Origin of the sequence: Bacteroides celer (genome assembly GCF_002632415.2) — a bacterium.
Lineage (GTDB): Bacteria > Bacteroidota > Bacteroidia > Bacteroidales > Bacteroidaceae > Bacteroides.
The window spans coordinates 4,830,008-4,851,689 of the sequence record NZ_CP178209.1 but is presented as its reverse complement, the minus strand read 5'-3'; the positions used below and the strand labels follow the sequence as shown (position 1 = coordinate 4,851,689).

At 39.8% G+C, this 21,682-nt stretch carries 13 protein-coding genes; 4 read left to right on the top strand and 9 right to left on the bottom strand.

The window, feature by feature from the left end:
- Positions 1-31 precede the first annotated feature (31 nt).
- The 5 genes from CJF29_RS19700 to CJF29_RS19680 form a co-directional block, all read right to left on the bottom strand.
- Positions 32-1,459 (bottom strand): BT_3987 domain-containing protein, encoded by a 1,428-nt coding sequence (locus tag CJF29_RS19700; RefSeq protein ID WP_099146494.1) that lies wholly within the window; start codon positions 1,457-1,459, stop codon positions 32-34.
- Positions 1,460-1,501: 42 nt separating this feature from the next.
- Complete coding sequence (locus tag CJF29_RS19695) at positions 1,502-2,674, bottom strand: DUF1735 and LamG domain-containing protein (RefSeq protein WP_074560442.1); 1,173 nt, start codon at positions 2,672-2,674, stop codon at positions 1,502-1,504.
- Between the two features lie 10 nt (positions 2,675-2,684).
- Complete coding sequence (locus CJF29_RS19690) at positions 2,685-3,806, bottom strand: glycoside hydrolase family 18 (protein WP_008020599.1); 1,122 nt, start codon at positions 3,804-3,806, stop codon at positions 2,685-2,687.
- A gap of 152 nt (positions 3,807-3,958) precedes the next feature.
- Positions 3,959-5,548, bottom strand: coding sequence for a RagB/SusD family nutrient uptake outer membrane protein (locus CJF29_RS19685; protein ID WP_008020601.1), 1,590 nt, complete (start codon positions 5,546-5,548; stop codon positions 3,959-3,961).
- Between the two features lie 13 nt (positions 5,549-5,561).
- A complete protein-coding gene (locus CJF29_RS19680; RefSeq protein WP_074559381.1) occupies positions 5,562-8,954 on the bottom strand; it encodes a TonB-dependent receptor in 3,393 nt (1,130 codons plus the stop codon).
- A gap of 299 nt (positions 8,955-9,253) precedes the next feature.
- On the opposite strand from CJF29_RS19680, the gene CJF29_RS19675 reads away from it, so the two are divergent.
- From CJF29_RS19675 to CJF29_RS19660, 4 genes are read left to right on the top strand one after another with little or no spacing between them, the layout of a single operon-like run.
- On the top strand, positions 9,254-10,324 hold the full coding sequence (locus tag CJF29_RS19675) for a glycoside hydrolase family 18 (RefSeq protein WP_074638836.1): 1,071 nt from the start codon (positions 9,254-9,256) through the stop codon (positions 10,322-10,324).
- Between the two features lie 9 nt (positions 10,325-10,333).
- Positions 10,334-11,494: a DUF1735 and LamG domain-containing protein gene (locus CJF29_RS19670; RefSeq protein WP_008020607.1), complete on the top strand. Its 1,161-nt coding sequence runs from the start codon at positions 10,334-10,336 to the stop codon at positions 11,492-11,494.
- Between the two features lie 26 nt (positions 11,495-11,520).
- Positions 11,521-12,948 carry a BT_3987 domain-containing protein gene (locus tag CJF29_RS19665; protein WP_074559383.1) on the top strand — a complete coding sequence of 476 codons (1,428 nt, stop codon included), beginning with the start codon at positions 11,521-11,523 and terminating at the stop codon, positions 12,946-12,948.
- A 20-nt stretch (positions 12,949-12,968) separates the two neighbouring features.
- Positions 12,969-14,273, top strand: coding sequence for a DUF4989 domain-containing protein (locus tag CJF29_RS19660; protein WP_008020610.1), 1,305 nt, complete (start codon positions 12,969-12,971; stop codon positions 14,271-14,273).
- Positions 14,274-14,435: 162 nt separating this feature from the next.
- On the opposite strand, the gene CJF29_RS19655 is transcribed toward CJF29_RS19660, so the two are convergent.
- The 4 genes from CJF29_RS19655 to CJF29_RS19640 form a co-directional block, all read right to left on the bottom strand.
- On the bottom strand, positions 14,436-15,068 hold the full coding sequence (locus CJF29_RS19655; RefSeq protein WP_255299351.1) for a Fic family protein: 633 nt from the start codon (positions 15,066-15,068) through the stop codon (positions 14,436-14,438).
- Positions 15,069-15,934: 866 nt separating this feature from the next.
- Entirely contained in the window at positions 15,935-18,205 is a 2,271-nt protein-coding gene (locus CJF29_RS19650; RefSeq protein WP_008020617.1) for a GH92 family glycosyl hydrolase, read from the bottom strand.
- A 103-nt stretch (positions 18,206-18,308) separates the two neighbouring features.
- Positions 18,309-20,615, bottom strand: coding sequence for a GH92 family glycosyl hydrolase (locus CJF29_RS19645; RefSeq protein WP_099146481.1), 2,307 nt, complete (start codon positions 20,613-20,615; stop codon positions 18,309-18,311).
- Between the two features lie 44 nt (positions 20,616-20,659).
- Positions 20,660-21,667, bottom strand: coding sequence for a FecR family protein (locus tag CJF29_RS19640; RefSeq protein ID WP_004301377.1), 1,008 nt, complete (start codon positions 21,665-21,667; stop codon positions 20,660-20,662).
- Between the last annotated feature and the right edge of the window lie 15 nt (positions 21,668-21,682).

The window sequence follows — 21,682 nt, the reverse complement described above, 5'->3', positions numbered from 1 at the left end:
TATTTTATTTAAGCGTTAAAAGAGTAATATATTAGCGTGCTGTACGAACAGTACTGTTTTTGGGATAATAATAGCTTGGACGTATAAGGTTCTCGTCATACAATCCTAAGCAAACATTCTCGCAATATTTTAGCTGGTCTTTTTTTTCTGCGTCCGAAATGTATTTAGGAGGATTCGGAGAGAAAAACATATAATAACCGTATCCTGCATTTTTTTTGGAACGTGCGGTACTGGTACTTGTATCTCCTCTATCTCGAAAAAGTTCAATAGACATACCTGCACATTGTTTTAATGTCATGCCTATGCCGGGTTGTTCGGTTCTATTGTAATCCGCTACGGAATAGTCGCAATATTGTCCTGGTTCTACACCGTCAATGATTTTTAGATTTCGGGCATACAAACTTCCCAAACTATACAATGATACAACTTTTTCCGGCATAGCTTTCTTACATTCATACATTAAGCGAGAACCAGCTTCTACAGAGCGCTCCGCCAGCCAAGGATTGGAAAGCACCGGATTATTCGAATATTCATCGTCAAAAGCTACACCATCCAAGTTATATCCACGACAATAAGCGGCTATTTCACGGGCAAACTCTTTGGCTCCCATTTCCGAAAGTTGGGCTACGCCTGCTTGGTCATGATTTCCCAAGATACTGATGATAACCTTCATGCCAGCTTTGCGAAGTGGTTGGAGATACTCATCATTGTGGTCGAGTAGGAATTGTACATTATCGTTGTTAGATATATATACTCGTTGTTTTTTGGCATCCCAGTTTATATTGGCTGCAAAAAGAACTACGTCATCAAAGAAATATTTGCCACTGGCTGTTTTGAATTCTAATGCATTAAGAGGATTTGCATCATTCACTTCAAAGTAAATTACGGTTTTTACAGCATCTTCTCCTTTGTCATGATTGGCTTTATGACGACAATCCTGTACTAACAATACCATATGTTTGGACATTTCGGAAAATGAGATACTTTCGGTCGGTGAAGTTGCAGACAATGGGACGATGTACGTTTTATCTTCTTCCATGCCTTCAAAAGCAGTAAGTGTTACTTTCAGACCGGGAGTTGTCGTGTCATCCGGTGCGAGCAGACAAGCACCGTTGTTGGTGATTGTTACATTTTCTGCAGGAAACATTTCGAAATCCGTATTGTGGATGGCATTGTAGGTGGTTACATAGGATTCGTCTACAGTAATTGTTACATCTATTCCCGTTTTCGGTTGTTTAGAAAGACGGAATACAATATCAGTTGATTGTTCGTCATTGCGCAGTTCCACTATTGAGTTATTTTTGTTAGTGGTTGCATCAAGTAACATGCCGTTGATTTGTGTGGCAGAAAGATAAGCGCTTTCATCTGCTGTAAATTCAAGTTCTTCATCACAGGATGTAAAAAGTCCTGTGGTAAATACTACCAATGGTAAAAAAGCATATTTAATGTGGTTTATCATATTCATATTCTGTTAAAAGATTATTTGTAAAGAGGTAACAGGTTATTTTTCGGGTAAGGTAACGAATTCCCATTTTGGAAGATTCTCGATGGTCAAGTTATACCCGCTTGCGCTGTGGTCTTTCACTGTTTGTCCTTCACCTTCATCAAATTTCCAGTATGCTATCAAGCCTTCTGAGGCAGGATCTGCAGTATAGAAATGATTGACAGCTTGAATTTCTTCGGCTGTAAGAGCACGGTTCCAAATACGCACTTCGGCTACAGAACCGTTGAAGAAACGTTGTTCATTGTAAGAATATCCAATCCAGAAACAGCGTGCTTGTCCACCGCTTTCGTCCGAATGTTTGGTTCCTAAGCTGACTGTGTTCAATCTTGAGAATTTATTTGAGGCTTTTTCTATTCCGTCAATATATATCTTTGCCTCTCCTTCCTTGAAGGTGACAGCCACGTGATACCATTTGTTGCTGTCAAACTGTAAGTCGGAATTGGTAAGATTGCCGTTAGAGGTAGCGAGTTGAAGCTGGTTGGAAGGTACGCCTGCGTCACCGATACGAAGTAGATACTTGCCTTCGATACCCATCAGTGTGCTTACCTCATTTTTGAGTTGAGAGGCTTTAAAGAGTAGCTCCAGTGTATTTTCTTTCATGTTATTGAATCTTTCATCATTGTTGAAGTCCGGGTAGGCACGATTTTCGTTTAGGTTGCACACTACGTTGATAAGTGAGGCTCCATGAAACACATAGTAATAATTCTTAGCGCTTTGCAGTACTTTGATTCCTTCGACAGATTGGATGGTGACGGGCAATACATAAGTAAGGTCTGCGTCCAGTTCTCCCGTATTGATAAATTGGATAGGTAGTATGTTGCTGGAAACAGCACCGGCTTTAATGGTCACTTTGTTCTCTTCCATTACATAATGTGTTTCGGGAAGTAGTATGGCTGTGTCATCGTAATATGCACTCCGGTAGGTATCCAATAATTCCGGTGCCGGTGTCATTGTTACTTTGATATCATGTGCTTCCGGTTTGGCTATTTCCACTGAAAGTCCTTTTACTATATTGGTGTCTCCTGCCTTAAACAAGATTTCCTGAGTGAAGGCTGTTGTGGAAAGGAAAAGTTTATTGTCGTAATGCTGTTCGTCTTCATTACTCTGACATCCAGTCAAGGTGATGGAGAAAGCGATGAACATCATCATTATTAATTTATTCAGTTTCATAACTTGTTTTTTATTTAGCGGTTGGACTAAGGATATTAATTGCTTCTCTGACGTTGGGGTATATTTTTGCGGGATTGAAATAATCCTGCTCTACTCCATCCACAGAGATTCCGGCTTTTATATAATTGGGTACTTCTTGCAGCGTCCATTCGGCAGCGGCAACGATGGCAGATCTCCCATCCACCACACCATATTGGTCACCCATGTTGCTGAGATATGGAGTGGTTACTCCCATAATAAAGCGGTCGGTCGGTACGCCTTTGGCGGATGCCATCAGTACGAGATAAGACATTTCGTAGAGATTTTTGGCACTGTGGGCGTTGACAATGACATACTTGCTTTCTACCAATATCTCTTTACCGATGACGTTTTGCGGACTTCCTTTGAAGATGAGTTCTTTGTCCGCATGGTCAACTTTCCATTCTGTCAATAAGTTGAAGAATGCGCCTTGGCGTGCTGTTTCGGCAGCTGTCTTTTCTTCATCCTGCAACAGGGAGTTGAGGTCGAAGCCGGTGAAGTTCATCACTATACCATCTGTTCCCAGTGCATTGATGGCATCCAATTGCCTGGCTGTTTCTTTTTTACAGTATTCGATGAAACGCCGTGCGTTGACAATAGCCGGATCTTCATCTGTTGTTTCGTCTTCACTCTCCGATTCGTCATTACTTTCCGGTTCGATCCCTTCCTCGGGAGTTTCCGCATTGGCAGCATCTTCCGCTTCTTTTTGAAGAATGGCTTGCCATGCACTTTCGATGGCGTCAAAGTCTACCAATCCTACTACTTTCGTGCCTTTTTTGCGAACTTCATCCATTTCAGTGATATGCATCTCGTTCACGTCGAAGATGTTATTCAGGCAGATATAATCTACGCTATCGGGCAGTGCCGTGAGGTGTTGGCTTTGATTGGCAGGGGCAGTGCTAAGGTTGTTCACGGAAACCATGACAATGGAATGTTTACTGGCTTTGAAATCATTGAGTGATTCCAGGTATTGGGCGTATAGTTTCGGATTCTGCTCTTCGATGGAAGGGTAACGGAGAGTAATGCTTTCCGGTTCTGTCCATTCCGAGCATGCCGCCAGCATCATCGGGCAGGCGATGAGTGCAGGAAGTGTATATTTGAATATTTTTTTCATATTATTATAGTATAAAATAGTTTTTTGCTTATAAAGTTTGACTTACTACTAAGTTCCCTAAAGACTTGGTGTATAATTCAGGATTTTGCATCTCTGATATTACATTGATAAATATATTATTCATACAATATTGAATGATTAAAGGTCAGTCACTAAGGTTTACATGCCCACCATAAATCAGTAGCCATATTATCTGCTCTCTTCAGATAATTGTTAACAGCATATTGTACATTGACTGTATTGTCTATATATTCTGCAGACGGATAAGGCATACGACGTGCTCCTTTTTTATTATCCACAGTTCCACCACTCATGTTGCCTTCGTCAGTAGTCGGAATCAATTTAGGATAACCTGTACGGCGATAATCCGCCCATGCTTCATTTCCTAACATCCAATTGGCTATCCATTTCTGAGTAATGATCCGTTCCTGTTTCACTTCATCAGTAGAAGACTCATCCCATTTTATCGTTATTGTTGAAAGCTGAGAATTGTATGGGTTGAGTCCGGAAGGATCTGTATAGGTGGTTGGTATCTTGCTTTCATCATTCAAATATTCTTCAGGGTTACCAGCGCTCCATTGTTCAAATGAAAGACGTATTCCTTGATTATAGAAATCACGTGCTTCTCCTCCCATATCAAACTTGAATATAGCTTTTCCTTCAGCTCTTAGAAAAGCAACTTCTGCTGCATTCATCCAAAGGATGGGATCGGAAGCTGAGATTTTTATCTTGGAATAGTTTATAAAATAATCTTTCGCTTTTTCAAGGTTAATGCCTCGACGCAATCCGACATATTCTTGGTCTTCCCAACCGGATTTCTCAAAATAAGCAGCACGACGTGCATCTGCATAACCATTCATATAGCAGACAATATCTGCTGCTACATGACTGTCACCACCACTTGTTTCTTCGTTATATCGAACTGCCGTATACAGTGGATTAGGTATTGTACCGAAATAATTCCATTTAGCATTATCCTCATTGGATTCTATTACACCAAATTCATGTTTTACTGCACTTTCGGCCATCTCTTGAGCTAATTTTTTATTAGCATAGGAAATCCGGATAGCTAAACGTAGTTTTAGTGAATTGGCAAACTTAATCCATTTTGGTACATTTCCGCCATATACGTAGTCTGCAGTAGCCACAAGAGCCGAACCGCTATTTTTTGTCAGGATTTCTATTGCATGATTCAACTCCTCAAAGAACTTATTATAAACTTCCTCTTGAGAATCGTAAGGAATGGTTATTTTTCCGTCTGCTCCAATTTTAGAATAAGGTATAGGACCATAAGTATCGGTCACACGACTCATTGCCGCTACTTTTATAATTTCAGCAATGGCATAAGGAACCGGATTGTTAGTAGCTTCAGATACACTTTTTACTGTTGGCAAGTTACTATATAGAACCGGGATAACTTTATCACTTTTCAAGAACACCCTTGTCCAGTCATCTGTCGGATTGAAATTGGAAATTGTAAATGCCCATGCACTCTTGGAGTCGGCAAAATACCCTCCACATGGTCCTCCCAGCAAACAATCTGTAAACTGTGCTGTATTAACATCACTAGATACAACACAACCAGCTAAATTGCTCATTGCAGAACCCAAAGCGTAATCATCAGCTGCTAAACTTCCCGGTTGATATGGATTGGAGTTTATATCCATATATTGACTAGTACAAGATATGAAAGATATGGTCAATGCCCCCAAAAACAGTTTATTTATTATATTATTTCTCATATTAATGCATTGTTTAGAATTTGAAACTTAGACTAAATCCTATATTGCGTAAAGACGGCATCATAAAGTAGTCTATTCCTTGATAGAAGTTATCTGTAGAAGCAATACTTTCCGGATCGAACGGCGCTTTATTGTAAATCATCCAAAGATTACGCCCAATCATAGATATTTTAATGTCGCAAATATTATGTAACATCTTCCGAGGGAAAGTATATCCTAATGATACTTCTTGCAAACGGACATTAGTTGCAGAATAGGTGTAATATTGTGGAACTGAAGTTCCGCCACCGATAATTCCATACCATGTTTCCGGATTAACGCAATCATTGCCGTTGACGAGCACATATCCATGATCTCTAGCTTCAGCAGTTGCCTCAGAAACACCGTAATAATCAAGCATGGCTTGTGTTCGTGAGAATACAACTCCTCCCAAACGTGCAGAAACAAGGAAACCAGCATTAAAATTATTCCAGCTAAAATTATTACGCCAAGCCAAATTACCTTTGGGTAATACACTTCCTAGCTTTATATACTTTTTAGGGTCCTTGATTGTCTCGGTTGTCATTTTACCAGCTTGATCAATGTATATTTTATTATTAGTATCCCGTTTTAAATCAATAAAAGAATACAAGTCGCCCATACTGCCACCTTCCTTTAATAAGAAACGAGCTTCACCTAAACCTCCCATGTTGAGTGTGCCAATAGAGAAGTTTTCTCCTGTGATAGGATTAATAGCGTCGCTGGCCAAAGTTAAGATTTTATTTCTATTCATAGAAAATGTGAAGCCGGTGTCCCAACTGAATTTATTCCATGTATTTTTATATCCTAATGAAAGCTCGATACCTTGATTACGTACCGCTCCTGTTTGAATATACATAGCTGACCATCCACTGACTGGCAACTGCGGATTAAATGTCTGATTCATTGTTTTAGCATTATAATATGTAATGTCTAAATCAAAATTCTTCAAGAAGCGCATGGTTAATCCGACCTCAAATGATTGAGTTCGTTCTGGTTTCAAATTATATAAAGGATATTGGGTCATGATACTCCATTGAGCTGAGTTAGCAGTCCATTCATAACGAGGATTGGCCAAATATCTTCCGAAAGCACTACCTACAGATGCCCAGGAACCACGTAGTTTCATATAAGACAGATAATCTTTATTCAACTTTGGCATTAGTTCAGAAAGAACCACAGAAGCACCGACTGACGGGTAGAAAAAAGATTTGCTTTTCGAATTTGGTCCAGCTAACTGTGAGGGCCAGTCATTACGTCCTGTTAAAGTTATATAGTAGGTACTTTTATATCCTAATTCGGCAGAAGCAAATATAGATTGAGTCTGCTCTCTCCACCCCTCTTGCATACGTTCTGTTTTGCTAGGACTTAAATTTTGTATAGCAAAGAAGTTGGTTAAGCCTACAGTTTCACCTTTAAATGAATCGGTACCATCAGCAATCGGACCACGTACTTTCATTGCATCAGAACGTATATCGGAGAAAGAACCACCAACGTTTGCCTGCAATGAAATGGTTTCACCAAACATTTTATTAACATTCACAAGGAAGTCTGCATACAACTGCTTATCATTTGTTCGGGTAATTCCGTATAAGCCGCGAGACGACTTTTCCGTCAATTGAGTATTGGTGGAAGCATAGAACTTCTCTGTATAATCATTATTAGAATTATCCAAACGAACGCGACCGGAAACGCTCAACCAATCTAATATCTGATAACTTAAATTAGCATTCAGCATATAACGGTCTTTTTTGTTCTCACGCAGATTGCGATAATTCACCCAATATGGATTCTGCATAGTCATGGCCTCATCACCAACGGGCCAATATTGAGTATAAATCTTGCGAGCAGGGTCGTAACGTTCGTACATACTAATATCTTCCCAGTCATTGCCACGCGGAAATAAATAAGCTCCTACTAACGGGTTATTATACGTACCTTGGTTCGTCATATTTCTATCATTTTGTAGAATATAACTTGCTCCGAAATCCAATGTCATTTTATCATCCAAAAAAGATGTTGTATTTCGGACTGTAAAGTTATAACGATTGTACTTGTTATTAGGAACAATACCTTTTGAATTTACGGCTGCTGCTGAAGCATATGTCTGATTTTTCTCTGTTCCGGTAGAAAATGAGACACTTTCTGTAGCAATAACGCCTGTTTGGAAATAGTCATCTTGAGGACTATAGCCAAAATAGTTGGTTTCTGTTAGTTTACGGCCCCAGCTACGTGCCCCGGAAACATTCTGCACACCTTCCATACCTGTTCCATAACGGGTCTGAAAACGTGGCATAATAAAAGGAGATGTAAATTCAGTGTTTGAATTGACTGTAATACTAACCCTTCCTTCTTTTCCTTTTTTAGTCGTGATTACAATTGCGCCATTAGCAGCTTCCGAACCGTACAAAGCTGCTGCGGCAGCACCCGTCAATACAGACATTGATTCAATATCTTCCGGATTGATATCGGCAATCGGCTCACTGGAACCTCGTGAGTCAAATTCCGTACCTCCACTTTTTGTTGAACGTCCGGAAAAAATGGGTACACCATCGATTACGTATAGTGCATTGGAAGATTGCATAATTGATTTTGTACCACGCATCACTACTTTTGAAACACCACCAACACCTGATGAAGAGGCATTGATATTGACACCTGCTACTTTTCCATTTAAAGAATTGACAAAATTTGCATCTTTGTTTGATGTAATCTCATTGGTGTTCACTTGTTGTACATTATAACTTAATGCCTTTTCCGAACGTTTGATACCCAATGCAGTGACAACAACTTCGTCTATTACTTGTGTATCATCCAACATCGTAATATTGATGGCTGTCTGTCCTTTTAATGGAATTTCTTGTGTCTTATAACCTATATAAGAATAAACAAGAATAGGGTTAGCGTTCTTAGTAACCACTTTATAGTTACCATCCAAGTCAGTTATAGCCCCATCAGTTGTACCCTTTATCAGGATGCTGACACCAATCAGAGGTTCTCCCTTAGCATCCAAAACTCGGCCTGTTATAGTACGTTCTTTTCCAGTTGGTTGTTGGGTTGGAGCAGGAACTCCTTTTTCTGATAAATAAACAATATTCTCTTCTATTTTATAAGAGATATCTTTATTTTTCAGAAGTGTGTCTAAAACTTCCTCTAAAGAGACATTTTTTACTTTTAACGGCTCAACGGTAATTGTTGACAGCTTGTCATTGTAAAAAAACTGATACTTTGATTGTGATTGAATTTGTTTAATAACACTACCCAAAGTTGTACGGGGAGTCGATAAGGTCAACTGTGCCGCAGCCCATTGTACAGGAACTGCTATCAACAAGAGAATCAGTAAAGCTCGAAATAGCTTCGACTTTTGAAGCGAATGTTTGCTTTCCATACATTTTATTTAATGGTTATACATTTTATTGAACTCCAAAGGAAGGTGTCGACTTTCCTTCCCTTTGCTAATAAAACAACGCTAAATTAATAAACACTTAGCTGAATTTATAATTTTTTTCGGAAAAGCTCAAAAATCTTTAGTTCTTGGTAGTGAAATGCATTGAATCAAACGGTAGCTTCTGTGTCTTTTATATAGTCCCTCCTTGTTACTTGAAGAATAGGATTGATTACATTTTACCAAGTTCTTAGTGAACTTATGCAAAATAATGTGATTAAAATCTTTAAACGATAACAAATATGAGAAGAATAGTAAAAAATAGTTGGTTTGCAGTAATATTGATGACATGGGGGATGGTGTATTCCTCGTGTGAGGACTGGACAGACCCGGAAAGCATTGATATCCATTATCCTACGTTTGAAGAGCAGAATCCGCAATTATATGCTGATTATATCAGAGATCAGAAGAACTACAAAGCTGGAGAACATAAGTTAGTCTTTGTTTCTTTTGACAATCCGGTCGGTAATCCAAGTAACCAGGTCGAACGTCTCATCGCTATACCGGATAGTGTCGATTTCGTCTGTTTGAACAACTCAGAAAACCTTTCGAATGAAACACAAGTCGAAATGGTGAAAATACGCGAGAAAAGTATTCGTACGCTTTCCATTATCAATTATGAGAGTCTGGAACAAGAATGGAATAAGAAGGCGAAAGAAAATTCAGAATTGACGGAAGAAGATGCGCAAAAGTTTCTGAACGAACGTACGGACGCTATGTTGGCTCTGTGTGACAGCTATGGATATGATGGCATCCTTATCGATTATACAGGACTTTCAATGGTAGGCATGCAAGAAGCTGTATTGCAACAATACAAGACGCGCCAACAAAACTTTTTCAGTAGAGTATTAGATTGGCGAAATAAACATGCCAACAAAACATTGGTATTATACAGTTATGTGCAATATCTGACTCCCGAAAACATGGATATGCTGGATGAATATAATCATTTGATATTGAAAACCGCTTCTTCCAAAAATATAGATGATTTGACATTGAATGTTCTCATGGCTATTCAAGCAGGGATAGATGCAGCAGGAATGGATGCGAACCCTGTTCCCAAAGATCGTTTTGTAGCTTGTGCACAGCTTCCTCAACAAGAAGATAAGGATATGATAATCGGTTATTGGAATACACAGGATGCAAATGGAAACAAGACATTGGCTGCACAAGGTACTGCTCAATGGATTGTACAATCATCTCCAACTTATACCCGTGCTGGTATTTTTATAACCAATATCCAAAAGGACTATTACAACAATACCTACGCGGCAGTACGTGAAACTATTCATATAATGAATCCTAATAAATAGAAATACAATATGAAATTACATATTTATCAATTGGCTATTATGGCACTTACCGTATTTACGATGAGCAGCTGTAAGGATACGGATATTAATGATGAACATCATTATGACAATAAGCTTTATATAAGCTCGGTACCTGTAACAGACGATTTACTAATTAAAGAAGACATATTGTCTGATAGTCGAAAAATCACTTATCGGCTTGCAGCTCCCGCTGATGATGAAGTCCAAATCAGCTTTGATGCGAAACCGGCTTTGACAGCTGCTTACAATCTGAGTTTTGCAGATAATGCTACAGCACTTCCCGAGGCATATTATGATATCCCTGTGAAAGACGCTACGATTAAAACCGGAGAAATTTCCGGGGATGACATCATCGTGAATTTCGTCAATTTGAATCAATTGGACGACTCACGTCGCTACGTGCTGCCTGTCACAATAACAGATGTATCCGGTATCGGAGTTCTTGAGAGTGCCCGTACTACTTATTTTATCATCAAAGGAGCTGCTCTTATTAATGTTGTAGCCAATATCAAAGAAAACTATTTCCCGATAAATTGGAGTAGTGATGTAAGCAAGATGACTACTATTACAGTGGAAGCATTGGTACGAAGTGATGACTGGGTAGCCAAGCGCGACAATGCATTAAGTTCTGTTTTTGGAATTGAAGGTAATTTCCTGATACGTATCGGTGATGGTGACCGTCCGCGTGATCAACTTCAGGCATTTGTGCCAGGCGGAAGTTTTCCACCGGCAAATCACGCACCGGGTATTGGACTTCCGGTAAATGAATGGGTACACATAGCTGTTGTGTATAATACTGTCAATAAAAACCGGATTTATTATAAGAATGGTGTGGAAGTTTATAAAGACCAGTCGGCAAATAGTACAGTAAATTTAACTAGGAATTGTTATATAGGTCGTTCTTTCGATGGCACCCGTTGGCTTCCGGGCGAGATTTCGGAAGTTCGTATCTGGAACGTAGAGAGAACTGCAGAGCAGATTGCAGATAATCCTTACAAGGTAGATCCTGCAAGTGAAGGGCTCGTAGCTTATTGGAAATTTAATGAGGGTTCCGGAAAAGTTGTCATAGACCGTACCGGAAATGGAAATGATATTACCGGGAATAAAGAACCGGTATGGATTCCTGTAGAACTTCCTCAAATGTATTAATCCTTTTTATTAAAAAGAATATTATTATGAAACAAAAATATCTGATAACAGGTTTGGTGGTTGCTACATTTACAAGCTGCTTAACTTATCTAACCTCTTGTGCTGATGATCTTGTAATAGATACAACGGTTGATGAATCAGCATATACCGGTATTTATGAGAACAACGGATATCTACGTGACGGAAAGTCAAATTTGGCTTCTAGCGTAATAGAACTGTACAAGGATACTTATACTACTTCTGTAAAGATGGGGCTTAGTAAAGCACCGGGTAGTACTACTTCCGCTCAAGTGATCATTGATGCCAATTATTTGGATACTTATAATAAAGAGCATGAAACTGATTTTGAATTATATCCTGAGCACCTCGTGTCTTTCAAGAATGACGGGATGCTTACGGTAGATGTTCAAACAAAATCTGCCCGGACTGATATCACCATTCAGGCGGATGGCACCTTAAAAGAAGATAAAACATATGCTTTGCCTATAGCTCTTACCCACACAAGCAGTGACATTACCATAAAGGATGAGAAAGCCGGTCATTGTATCTATTTGATAAAAGATATGAGAAAGTTGGGAGATACCTATAAAGGGGAAGATGTGGTAAAATCATTTGTTTTCTTTGATGGTACAAATCCACTGAATGCCTTGTCTTTTCAATTGGAGAACGGAAAACTGTTATGGGATGTTGTGTCTCCATTTGCCGCTAATATAAACTGGGATGCACAGGCTCAACGTCCTTATTTGAAATGCAATAGCTATATACAATACTTGTTGGATAATAATGAGGTGTTTTTACAACCGCTCCGTAAGCGCGGTGCTAAAATAGTATTGGGAGTGCTTAGCAACGGGGATATCACAGGGGTAGCGCAATTATCCGAACAAGGTGCCAAGGACTTTGCACGAGAATTGGCTCAGTATTGCAAAGCATATAATTTGGACGGAGTGTGTTTTGACGATGAGTATGAAGGTGCTTATGACCCGAATAATCCGGCACTGACAAAGCCTACTGAAGAGGCTGCCGCACGTTTATGTTACGAGACTAAACAAGCAATGCCTGACAAAATCGTAGCGGTATATGCATTACGAAGAATGTATAGTTCGAAGGTGACTGTTGTTGATGGAGTAACTATGAAAAATTGGATAGATATTGTTATTGGTGACTATGGTAGAGATCCTTCGTCCAATCCTTACGGAGACTTGACATCTAAAGAATGCTCCGGTCAATCCATGGAGTTCGTCAGAGGTACTGGCGGTGATTTGCAAGGGCAAAGACTGATAAACCAAGGTTCCGGTTGGTTTGTGGGATTCTCGCCGAAACCGGAGAATTACAGCAATGTGTTCCGCCGTCTGTCTGATGTAAAAACTCTGTATGGTTCTCCATTAATGGCACCTACTGTATTTTATAAGGACAATGACGCCACACCTTACCAATATCCCGATGATTTACAATAAAATTAAAAATAATTGTAGAAATGAGAATACTTTATAGATTTTTCTTTTTGTTGGCGATTAGTTCGCTGACAGTTCTTTCCGGATGCCGGGAAGATGAAGATTTGAATTTGCTTACTTATCCCGATAACAATTTTACGCTTGCGGCGGATGATGAGGACGGTTCGGAAATAACGGTGAATGCTACCTATAATAATGATGGCATATTAGAGTTTGATAAGCTTGTAACATTCACTTTTCGTTTTAATGCATCTCCCGAGGAAACAATAGTCACCTTTGAACCGATGGGAGAGAATGTGGAGTTAAGCGATACTAAATTGATAATTCCGGCAGGCTATACAGATGCCAACGTTACTTTGAATGTAAAAGATATGGAAGCTTTTCAATCCAATTATGATGAGGCCACCTGTAATTTAGGAGTAAAAGCTACCGTACAAGGATATAAGATGCCGTCTACCACTTTAGAAGCAAAAGCCCTGATAAAAAAAGCGGCTTATGTAGCCACAGGTTTCCTGGAAGGAAAAGCCGATAGTAAAACTACGTTTGAGCATATTTATTTTAACGGAGAATTTAAGAAAACGGAGCGGAATCTATATACATTTAGTGTACAGTTGGATCGCCCTGCTCGGAAAGATGTAAAGGTAAAACTTACAACGGAAGGATTGGATGATGAATATCTGAAAGACATAACTATCACTCCTTCTGAAATCGTAATACCGGCAGGGGAGAAAACGACTGGGGATATTACTTGGGAAATTACTAATGACTTTTTGCTTCGTACGTCGGATGATTCGTCAAACACATTAAATATAATGGCTACTTTCGAGTGTGAAGACCCGGTCTTTGTGCAGGACGAGAAGAGAAGTTCTTTCACTTTGAATATAAATAAATATATAAAAGGATTTGAATTTGTTTCTTACAAACGACCTTCCGGTTGGGTAGAGTGGTCTAAACAAGGTTGGTCTGTAGAAGTAGAAGACAACGGAGATATCTGGCAAAATGATGGTGGTAGTGCGCTTATTGACGGAACTACAAACAACTATGAGGGAATAGCATCCGATGGAAACATTTCGTTTACGCTTGACATGGGAGAAGAGAGAACGATTAATGGAGTAGGCTTTGATTACATATATTATTCTGCTCCTCAAAATATACAATTATCAGTATCTTCAGATGGTAATACATGGAATTATTTGGGCAAGGTAGCCAGTGCTGATGAGGATGCGGATTATTATAAATTCATTGAACCTATAACTGCAAGATATGTGAAATGTGAACTTTTGGCTTCTTGGGGATGTGAACTATATGAAGTTTATGTCTTTAAGTAATGTCTGAGTCTATAAGAACATAGGTTAAAGTTTGTATTTGAGTCGGAGTCTTGATAAAGAGATTCCGACTTTTTTATGCTCTATTTGGATATCAATATATTTATAATATTTCTTAGTGAGATGATTTCTATATTTCAATAGTTGATTAAATGTATAATTTATTCAACTGCTACCTTCATTATATCTACTTAGAAAACAAACCTCATCCCCCCCCCTTTTCTCCGCCTGCTTGTATTTCTTAATCTCCATTGAAAGATACTTCATTTGTTGAGCAGACATGAAATCACGGATAGGGCATAAGTCCGGTTCTTCATCATCTTGAGGACATGATGCTTCCAATGCCTGATAATATTCCAGTTTATCCTCTTTAAATATAGTGGCTAGAGGGAGTTGATGATAAGAGAGAATATAATTCATCAATAAGCGTGAAATTCTTCCGTTTCCATCGGCAAACGGATGGATGCTGACTAAATAAAAATGGGCGTCGAAAGCTAACTGATAGATAGAGTCGAGTGTCTGAACTTGTTTGATACGCTGATTTAGTATTTCGCATAGACGGGTTACTTCACGTTCTATTTTCTGATAGTTTACGAAATAACGGTCACCTACATGCACGGAAGATTTGCGCCAATCTCCTTTGGAAGAATCATAATCTCCTGCACTGGAATAGATTATACCTCCCGTAGTACGCATTACGTGAACTGAAATTTCCTGTATAAAAACAGGAGTAATTTCACGTTTCTTTTTAGCCTCTTCCACTATAAAACGCAAAGCTTCGAAATGATCCTTTACCATATTATGATCATACAGCGGTTTTCCCTTGGCGGTGATACCGTCTACAATCAACAGGCGGCATTCTTCTTCGGTGAGTGAAGAGCCTTTTATTGCTGTGGAGTGATGGGAAATGAATGAGAATTTGTTTTCAATTACTGATTCTCATAAGTATAACATGAACTTTAAACTCATAAATTCCACCAGTTTCACCTTATATCTGAAACATCGATGAATAAGGAGATAGCGGGTGAAAGCGTAGAAGAAATCAAGGTGAAATCTCCCGTTATTGCTTTCACCTTTCAAATTTATTTATACCGGTTGCTGGGCATATAGAGCCACCGTACTGAATATATAGATTCAATATGGTAAGTATATAGATACAATGTGTTGAATATATAGATACACCAACTCAAACATTAGTGGCTGAAAATTAAGGTGTTAATCCCTTGTGTTCAGGCTGTTAATACCTGATGGATTATCTATTAATACCTGACAACAGATTTGCTATAAGCATATTCTTATTAGCTATAAGCATATCCGGATTAGCTATAATGATATTGTTTTTAGCTCAAGGGATATTTTTGAAAAAACAAGGTGAAACCGATAATGTCCAGTTTTACCTGAATTTGCCACTTGCTTTCACCCGCTATCTCTTTATTCATCGGCATTTCGAGAATCAGGTGAAATCGATGAATAGTAATGGTCTTATAGTGGCATTTATGATACTTTATCTCAAAAAGTAGTGAAAAGTAATCAAAAACAATAGCCTGAAAGCAGACTTCTTTGCTTTCAGGCTATCGCTTTCAGCCGGAATCCCGATAATTAGCTACTTTCAGAAAGAAACTGAAGGCTGAAACCGGGATGGCGACAATTTTATAGAGAAAGGATTATTGCTCTTTAGAGAAAGAATAAGGCATATCCTCTTCTTTCGTTCCTCTGTTCTTATTCGGTTGGTTACCCATATGCACTTTGATAGTGCCACCTTTGAATAAGTCTTCGTGACGGAGATAATTCTTGGTATAATCAGTACCATTAACATTCAGCGAGTTGACATAGAAATTCTTTTTGCTGTTGTTCGGAGCATCAATCACTAAACTGTTTCCATTCTCGAAGTGGAGCGTAGCTTTCTTGAATAACGGGGCACCTATGATATACTCGTCCGTTCCCGGGCAAACAGGGTAGAATCCCAGTGCCGAAAATACATACCAGGCGGAAGTCTGCCCGTTGTCTTCATCGCCGCAATAACCGTCCGGGCCTGGAGTGTACATTCTGTCCATAACCTGACGCAACCAGTATTGGGCTTTCCAAGGTTGTCCTGCATAGTCATATAAATAAATCATGTGCTGAATCGGTTGATTGCCATGTGCATAGTTACCCATATTCATCACAGTCATTTCACGGATTTCATGAATCACTTGGCCGTAGTAGCTATCATCAAAAATAGGAGGTACGGCAAAAACAGAATCCATCATGGTGATAAACATCTCTTTTCCGCCCATCAAGTCAATCAATCCTTGAGGATCGTGGAATACAGACCAAGTATAGTGCCAGCTATTTCCTTCCGTAAAAGCATCCCCCCATTTCAGCGGAGAGAAAGGAGATTGGAATGTACCATCTTCGTTGCGTCCACGCATTAACTTAGATTCCTTATCGAAAAGATTCTTGTAGTTCATGGCACGTTTTGCGAAAAGATTAATCTCTTTTTTCGGACGTTTAAGTTCCTTTGCCAGTTGGTAGATACACCAGTCATTGTATGCATATTCCAACGTGCGTGCGGCGTTCTCATTGATTTTTACATCGTATGGCACGTAGCCCAGTTTATTGTAATATTCATATCCCAAACGTCCTGTTGATGATACTTGTGGATGTACATTCTCCGTTCCGTGAATCAGCCCTTCATACAATGTTTTTATATCGTCCACTTTCACTCCTTTCATGTAAGCATCCACTAAGACAGAAGCAGAGTTGTTACCAACCATACAGCCTCTGTGCCCCGGACTTGCCCATTCCGGGAAGAAACCGCTCTCTTTATATGTATTGATCAGACCTTCCTGCATTTCCTTGTTGACTGACGGGTACATTAGGTTCAATAACGGGAATAGGCAACGGAAAGTATCCCAAAAGCCTGTGTCAGTATACATATACCCCGGTAATACTTGCCCGTTATAAGGACTGTAATGAACAGGTTGTCCGGCAGCATCCAGTTCGTAGAATTTGCGTGGGAAGAGCAATGAACGATATAAACAAGAATAGAATGTGCGATATTGGTCGAGATTGCCACCCTCTACTTCTATTTTGCCTAATTCCTGATTCCAGGCCTCTTTTCCTTTTTTGGCTAGCTGTTCGATATTATCTTTGCCCAACTCTTTCATATTCAAAGCTGCCTGTTCAAAACTGATGAAAGAAGAAGCAATTCTTGCATGTACTTGTTCGCCTTTATGTGTTTGGAAACCGATAATGGCTCCGGCATGATCTGTTGTCTGTTCGGTAACATTTTCCTGCAGATTACCATTGGCTACCGTAGCTTTATAAGTGAAAGGCTTGTCGAATTCAATAATAAAGTAATTTTTAAAGTTTTCGGGAACTCCACCGCTGTTGCGAGTCGTGTAACCGATAATCTTGTTTTCTTCCGGAATAACCTTAATATACGATCCCTTATCAAAGGCATCCACTACAACATACGAATGATCGTTTTCCGGAAAAGTGAAACGGAAAAGAACGGCACGCTCGGTTGGAGCCATTTCTGTCACTACATCATGCTCTGCAAGATATACTTTATAATAATAAGGAGTGGCAGTTTCTCCTTTGTGGGCAAACCAACTGGCGCGCTTCTCTTCATTGAATTCCGGTTTGCCTACTACAGGCATAATAGAGAATTGTCCGTAATCATTAATCCACGGACTGGGTTGATGTGTTTGTTTAAATCCACGAATCTTATTATCCGTATAAGTGTATTGCCATCCGTCTCCCATCTTTCCTGTCTGTGGAGTCCAGAAATTCATCCCCCATGGACGGGCAATGGCCGGATAAGTATTACCTGTTGATAACTCGAAACTAGATTGAGAACCCATAAGCGGATTGACATACTGCGTCCAGTCTTTGGCTTTTGCAAAGACGATACAACTTAATGCACATACTAATAGGAGATACTTTTTCATGGTCTTATTTATTATTTATGGCTCAATCGAATCAGAAATCGATTGAGCCAATTTATTTTTCAAGGTTTTGTTTTTTTATTCAATTTGAACAGCTAATACCAACTCATTCCTCTTCTTTGGAGGAGAGAGCCGGAGAGAGGACTCCCCATTTCGTAGGATGATCGGTCATCTTGATTTCCATCATTCCTCCATTCGCAATATCCTGATGATTAAAGAATGGAATGTTTAGAGCCTTACCGTTCAGCGATATACTTTCAATGTATTTATTCTTTTTCCCATTATTCTTTACTACAATACTGAAAGTCTTTCCTTCAGGCAGATTGATAACTGCTTTGTCGAAGGCAGGACGTCCGATGGAATATACCGGCTTGCCGGGACATACCTGATAGAATCCCATAGAGTTGAGTATATACCAGGCAGACATCTGACCGCAGTCCTCATTGCCCGAAAGACCGTCTATACTGTTGGCATACTGGCTCCGGTAAACACTATCTACCAACTCTTGAGTTCTCCAAGGGTGGTTAACGTAGTTATATAGGTGGATCACATGATGACTTGGTTCGTTTCCATGTGCATATTGCCCGATCAGTCCGCTGATATCTGATGAGGTTGTCTCACCTTCAAGTGATGAATCGACCGAGAATAAAGAATCGAGTTTCTGGACAAAAGCATCTTCTCCACCCATCAGATTGACTAATCCTTCTACATCATGCGGCACAAACCAAGTCCATTGCCAAGCTGTTCCTTCACAATAATCATCGCTGCGGTGAGTAGATGCGCGCGGATTGAATGGAGTACGCCATTCACCTTTAGAGTCCAGTCCACGCATGAAGCGGATTGATTTGTCGAAATAAAATTCGTACGCCTTGGCGAAGCGTTCATACTTTGCTTTGGATTCAAAATCACTCATTGCTTCTGCAAAGATAGAGATACACCAGTCATCATACGCATATTCCAGAGCTTTGGCCACTGATTCGTTTTCGCGGTCACAAGGGATATATCCGATGGCATTCTTATAATATTTTGCTTTAGGCATGAGATGAGGCAATACCAAATCCGGACATTTGATGCCGGTAGTGTCATATTTGGCGGTACGCAGGCAGGCTTTATAAGCCTCTTTGGCATCAAAATTGCGATACCCTTTCATGTAGGCATCCACGATGACCGGAACAGCATGATAACCAATCATAGTGCCGGTGTAATTGGAAGCCAAGTCCCACATGGGGTATATCCCACCTTCCTGATGCTTCTTAATTAACGAATTGATAAAGTGATTATTCAGATCAGGATCAATGATAGTCATTAGCGGATGTAGCGCACGGAAAGTATCCCATAAAGAAAATACAGTGTATATCGGATTAAGGGTGTCTCCTTGATGCACTTCAAGATCCATTCCTAAATAACGTCCGTCTGCATCAGTGAACAGATTTGGACTGATTCCCGTATGATAGAGGGCCGTGTAGAAGATGGCTTTATCTTCTTTATCGGAAGTTGTAATATCAATTTTGGAAAGATATTCATTCCATGCCGTACGTGCGTCTTTACGTACTTTCTCGAAATCCCATCCGGGAATTTCTGATTCAACGTTCTTCCGTGCACCGGCAATATCGACAGCGGACACACCTACTTTAACAAGAACCTGCTCGTCTTTACTGGTGTTGAAATGCAATAATGCTTTGCAGACAGGAAGCCGTTTGCCATTGTCCATGGTGATAGAATCCGTAACGAGCGTATAAGAGAATGGCTTGGAAAATTTAGCGTAGAAGTTGATATATTGGTCGAAAGCCCAATAAGTTGTTTTCTTATGTCCACAGATTTCCGTATCGCTTATTACTTCTATTTCCATCTCGGAGTTAGTCTGTCGTTGCAGGCTGTAATCCAGGTCGATGATAAACCCGGATTCAGCGTTTTCGGGAAAAGTATAGCGATGGATTGCTCCTCGTTTGGTGGATGAAATTTCAGCTTTCACCTGGTAAGTATCAAGAAAGACAGAATAATATCCTGGTTCTGCGATTTCATTCTTATGTGAGAAAGAGGAAGCGTATGCTAGGCGTTGGCTTTGGGGATCGGTTGTACGATATTGTTGTTTACCCACAGTTGGCATGAGCAAGACATCTCCATAGTCGCAACAACCTGTACCGCTGACGTGTGTGTGTGAGAAGCCATTGATGGTAGAGTCGGCATAATAATAACCGGAACAAGCATCCCAACCATCGATCCGAGTGTCCGGACTGGGCTGAATCATCCCGTGGGGAACTACCGCTCCAGGGAAGGTATGACCATGTCCACCGGTACCGATGAAAGGGTTGACGTAAGCACTATAGTCTTTTACATTAGTGGGGGCTGTACAGGAGCTAAGTGTGAATAAACCTCCTAAACATCCTACTATTAGGAATGTTTTTAATTTCATGGTATTAATAGCTTTTAAGTTTTAGCCGGTTCATCTTTTACTTCTTATTTGGGAGAAATGAAGATATTGTTTCCGACAATTTTATAATCAATAGGTATAGAGTTTTGCAATGATTTTAACACTGACTCAATATTCGATTTCCTTTTCAGTACACCGGAGTAAGTTTTACCCGTCTGAATGTCAGGAGACAGAATGATTTTCACATCATAGAAACGCTCCAGCGCTTTGGTGATGGTGAAGATATCTGCTTTTTGGAATGGAATCAGATTATCGTGCCAAACAGCATCTAACTTAGCATCCACTTGTTTCACGGTCAATCGTCCATTATTTTTGTTCAGTTCCGCACGTTGCCCCGGAGTGAGGATAATCTGCCCCTCTTCCTTATTGCCTTTTACTTCAATCTCACCTTCAATAAGTGTCGCCTCCGCTATCCGGCAACGCTTATCGGATTTTAAATTGAACGTAGTTCCCAGTACGCGTACGCGTATTGCATCACTTTGAACGGTGAATGGCTTATGGCGGTTTTTGGTGACCTCAAAATAAGCTTCTCCTTCCAGATAGACATTGCGTTCCTTTTCGGAGAACTCACGTGGATATTTCAAGGTTGCTGCATTGTTCAGCCAAACCTTGCTGCCATCCGGTAAGACTACCTCCTTAACAATGCCTTCGCTGGCTACTGCAACCATCATTTGTTGATTGTTTCCGTTTTGATAGAACCAATATCCGACTCCACCACCCATGACCAACATTACAGCAATCACTGCGGCATATTTCATCCAGCGATGCATGCTTAGTATTTTGCTCTGTTTACCTTTCTCTTCGTCCAGCTTTTTATAGAGTTGTTTTTCCGCACGAAGTATCCGTTGTTCATCAGTGTACTGGTCGAATTTACCCAAATGATAAATTTCTTCCATACGAAAGAGCTGGCGGGCATTTTCTTCCGATTCCTTCATCCAGGCATTGACCTCGATAAGCTCTTCTTCAGAACACTGTCCTGTCAGATATCTGTTTATTATTTCTTCACTCAGATTACTCATTTTCTTTTCCTTCATATTAGTAATACAATT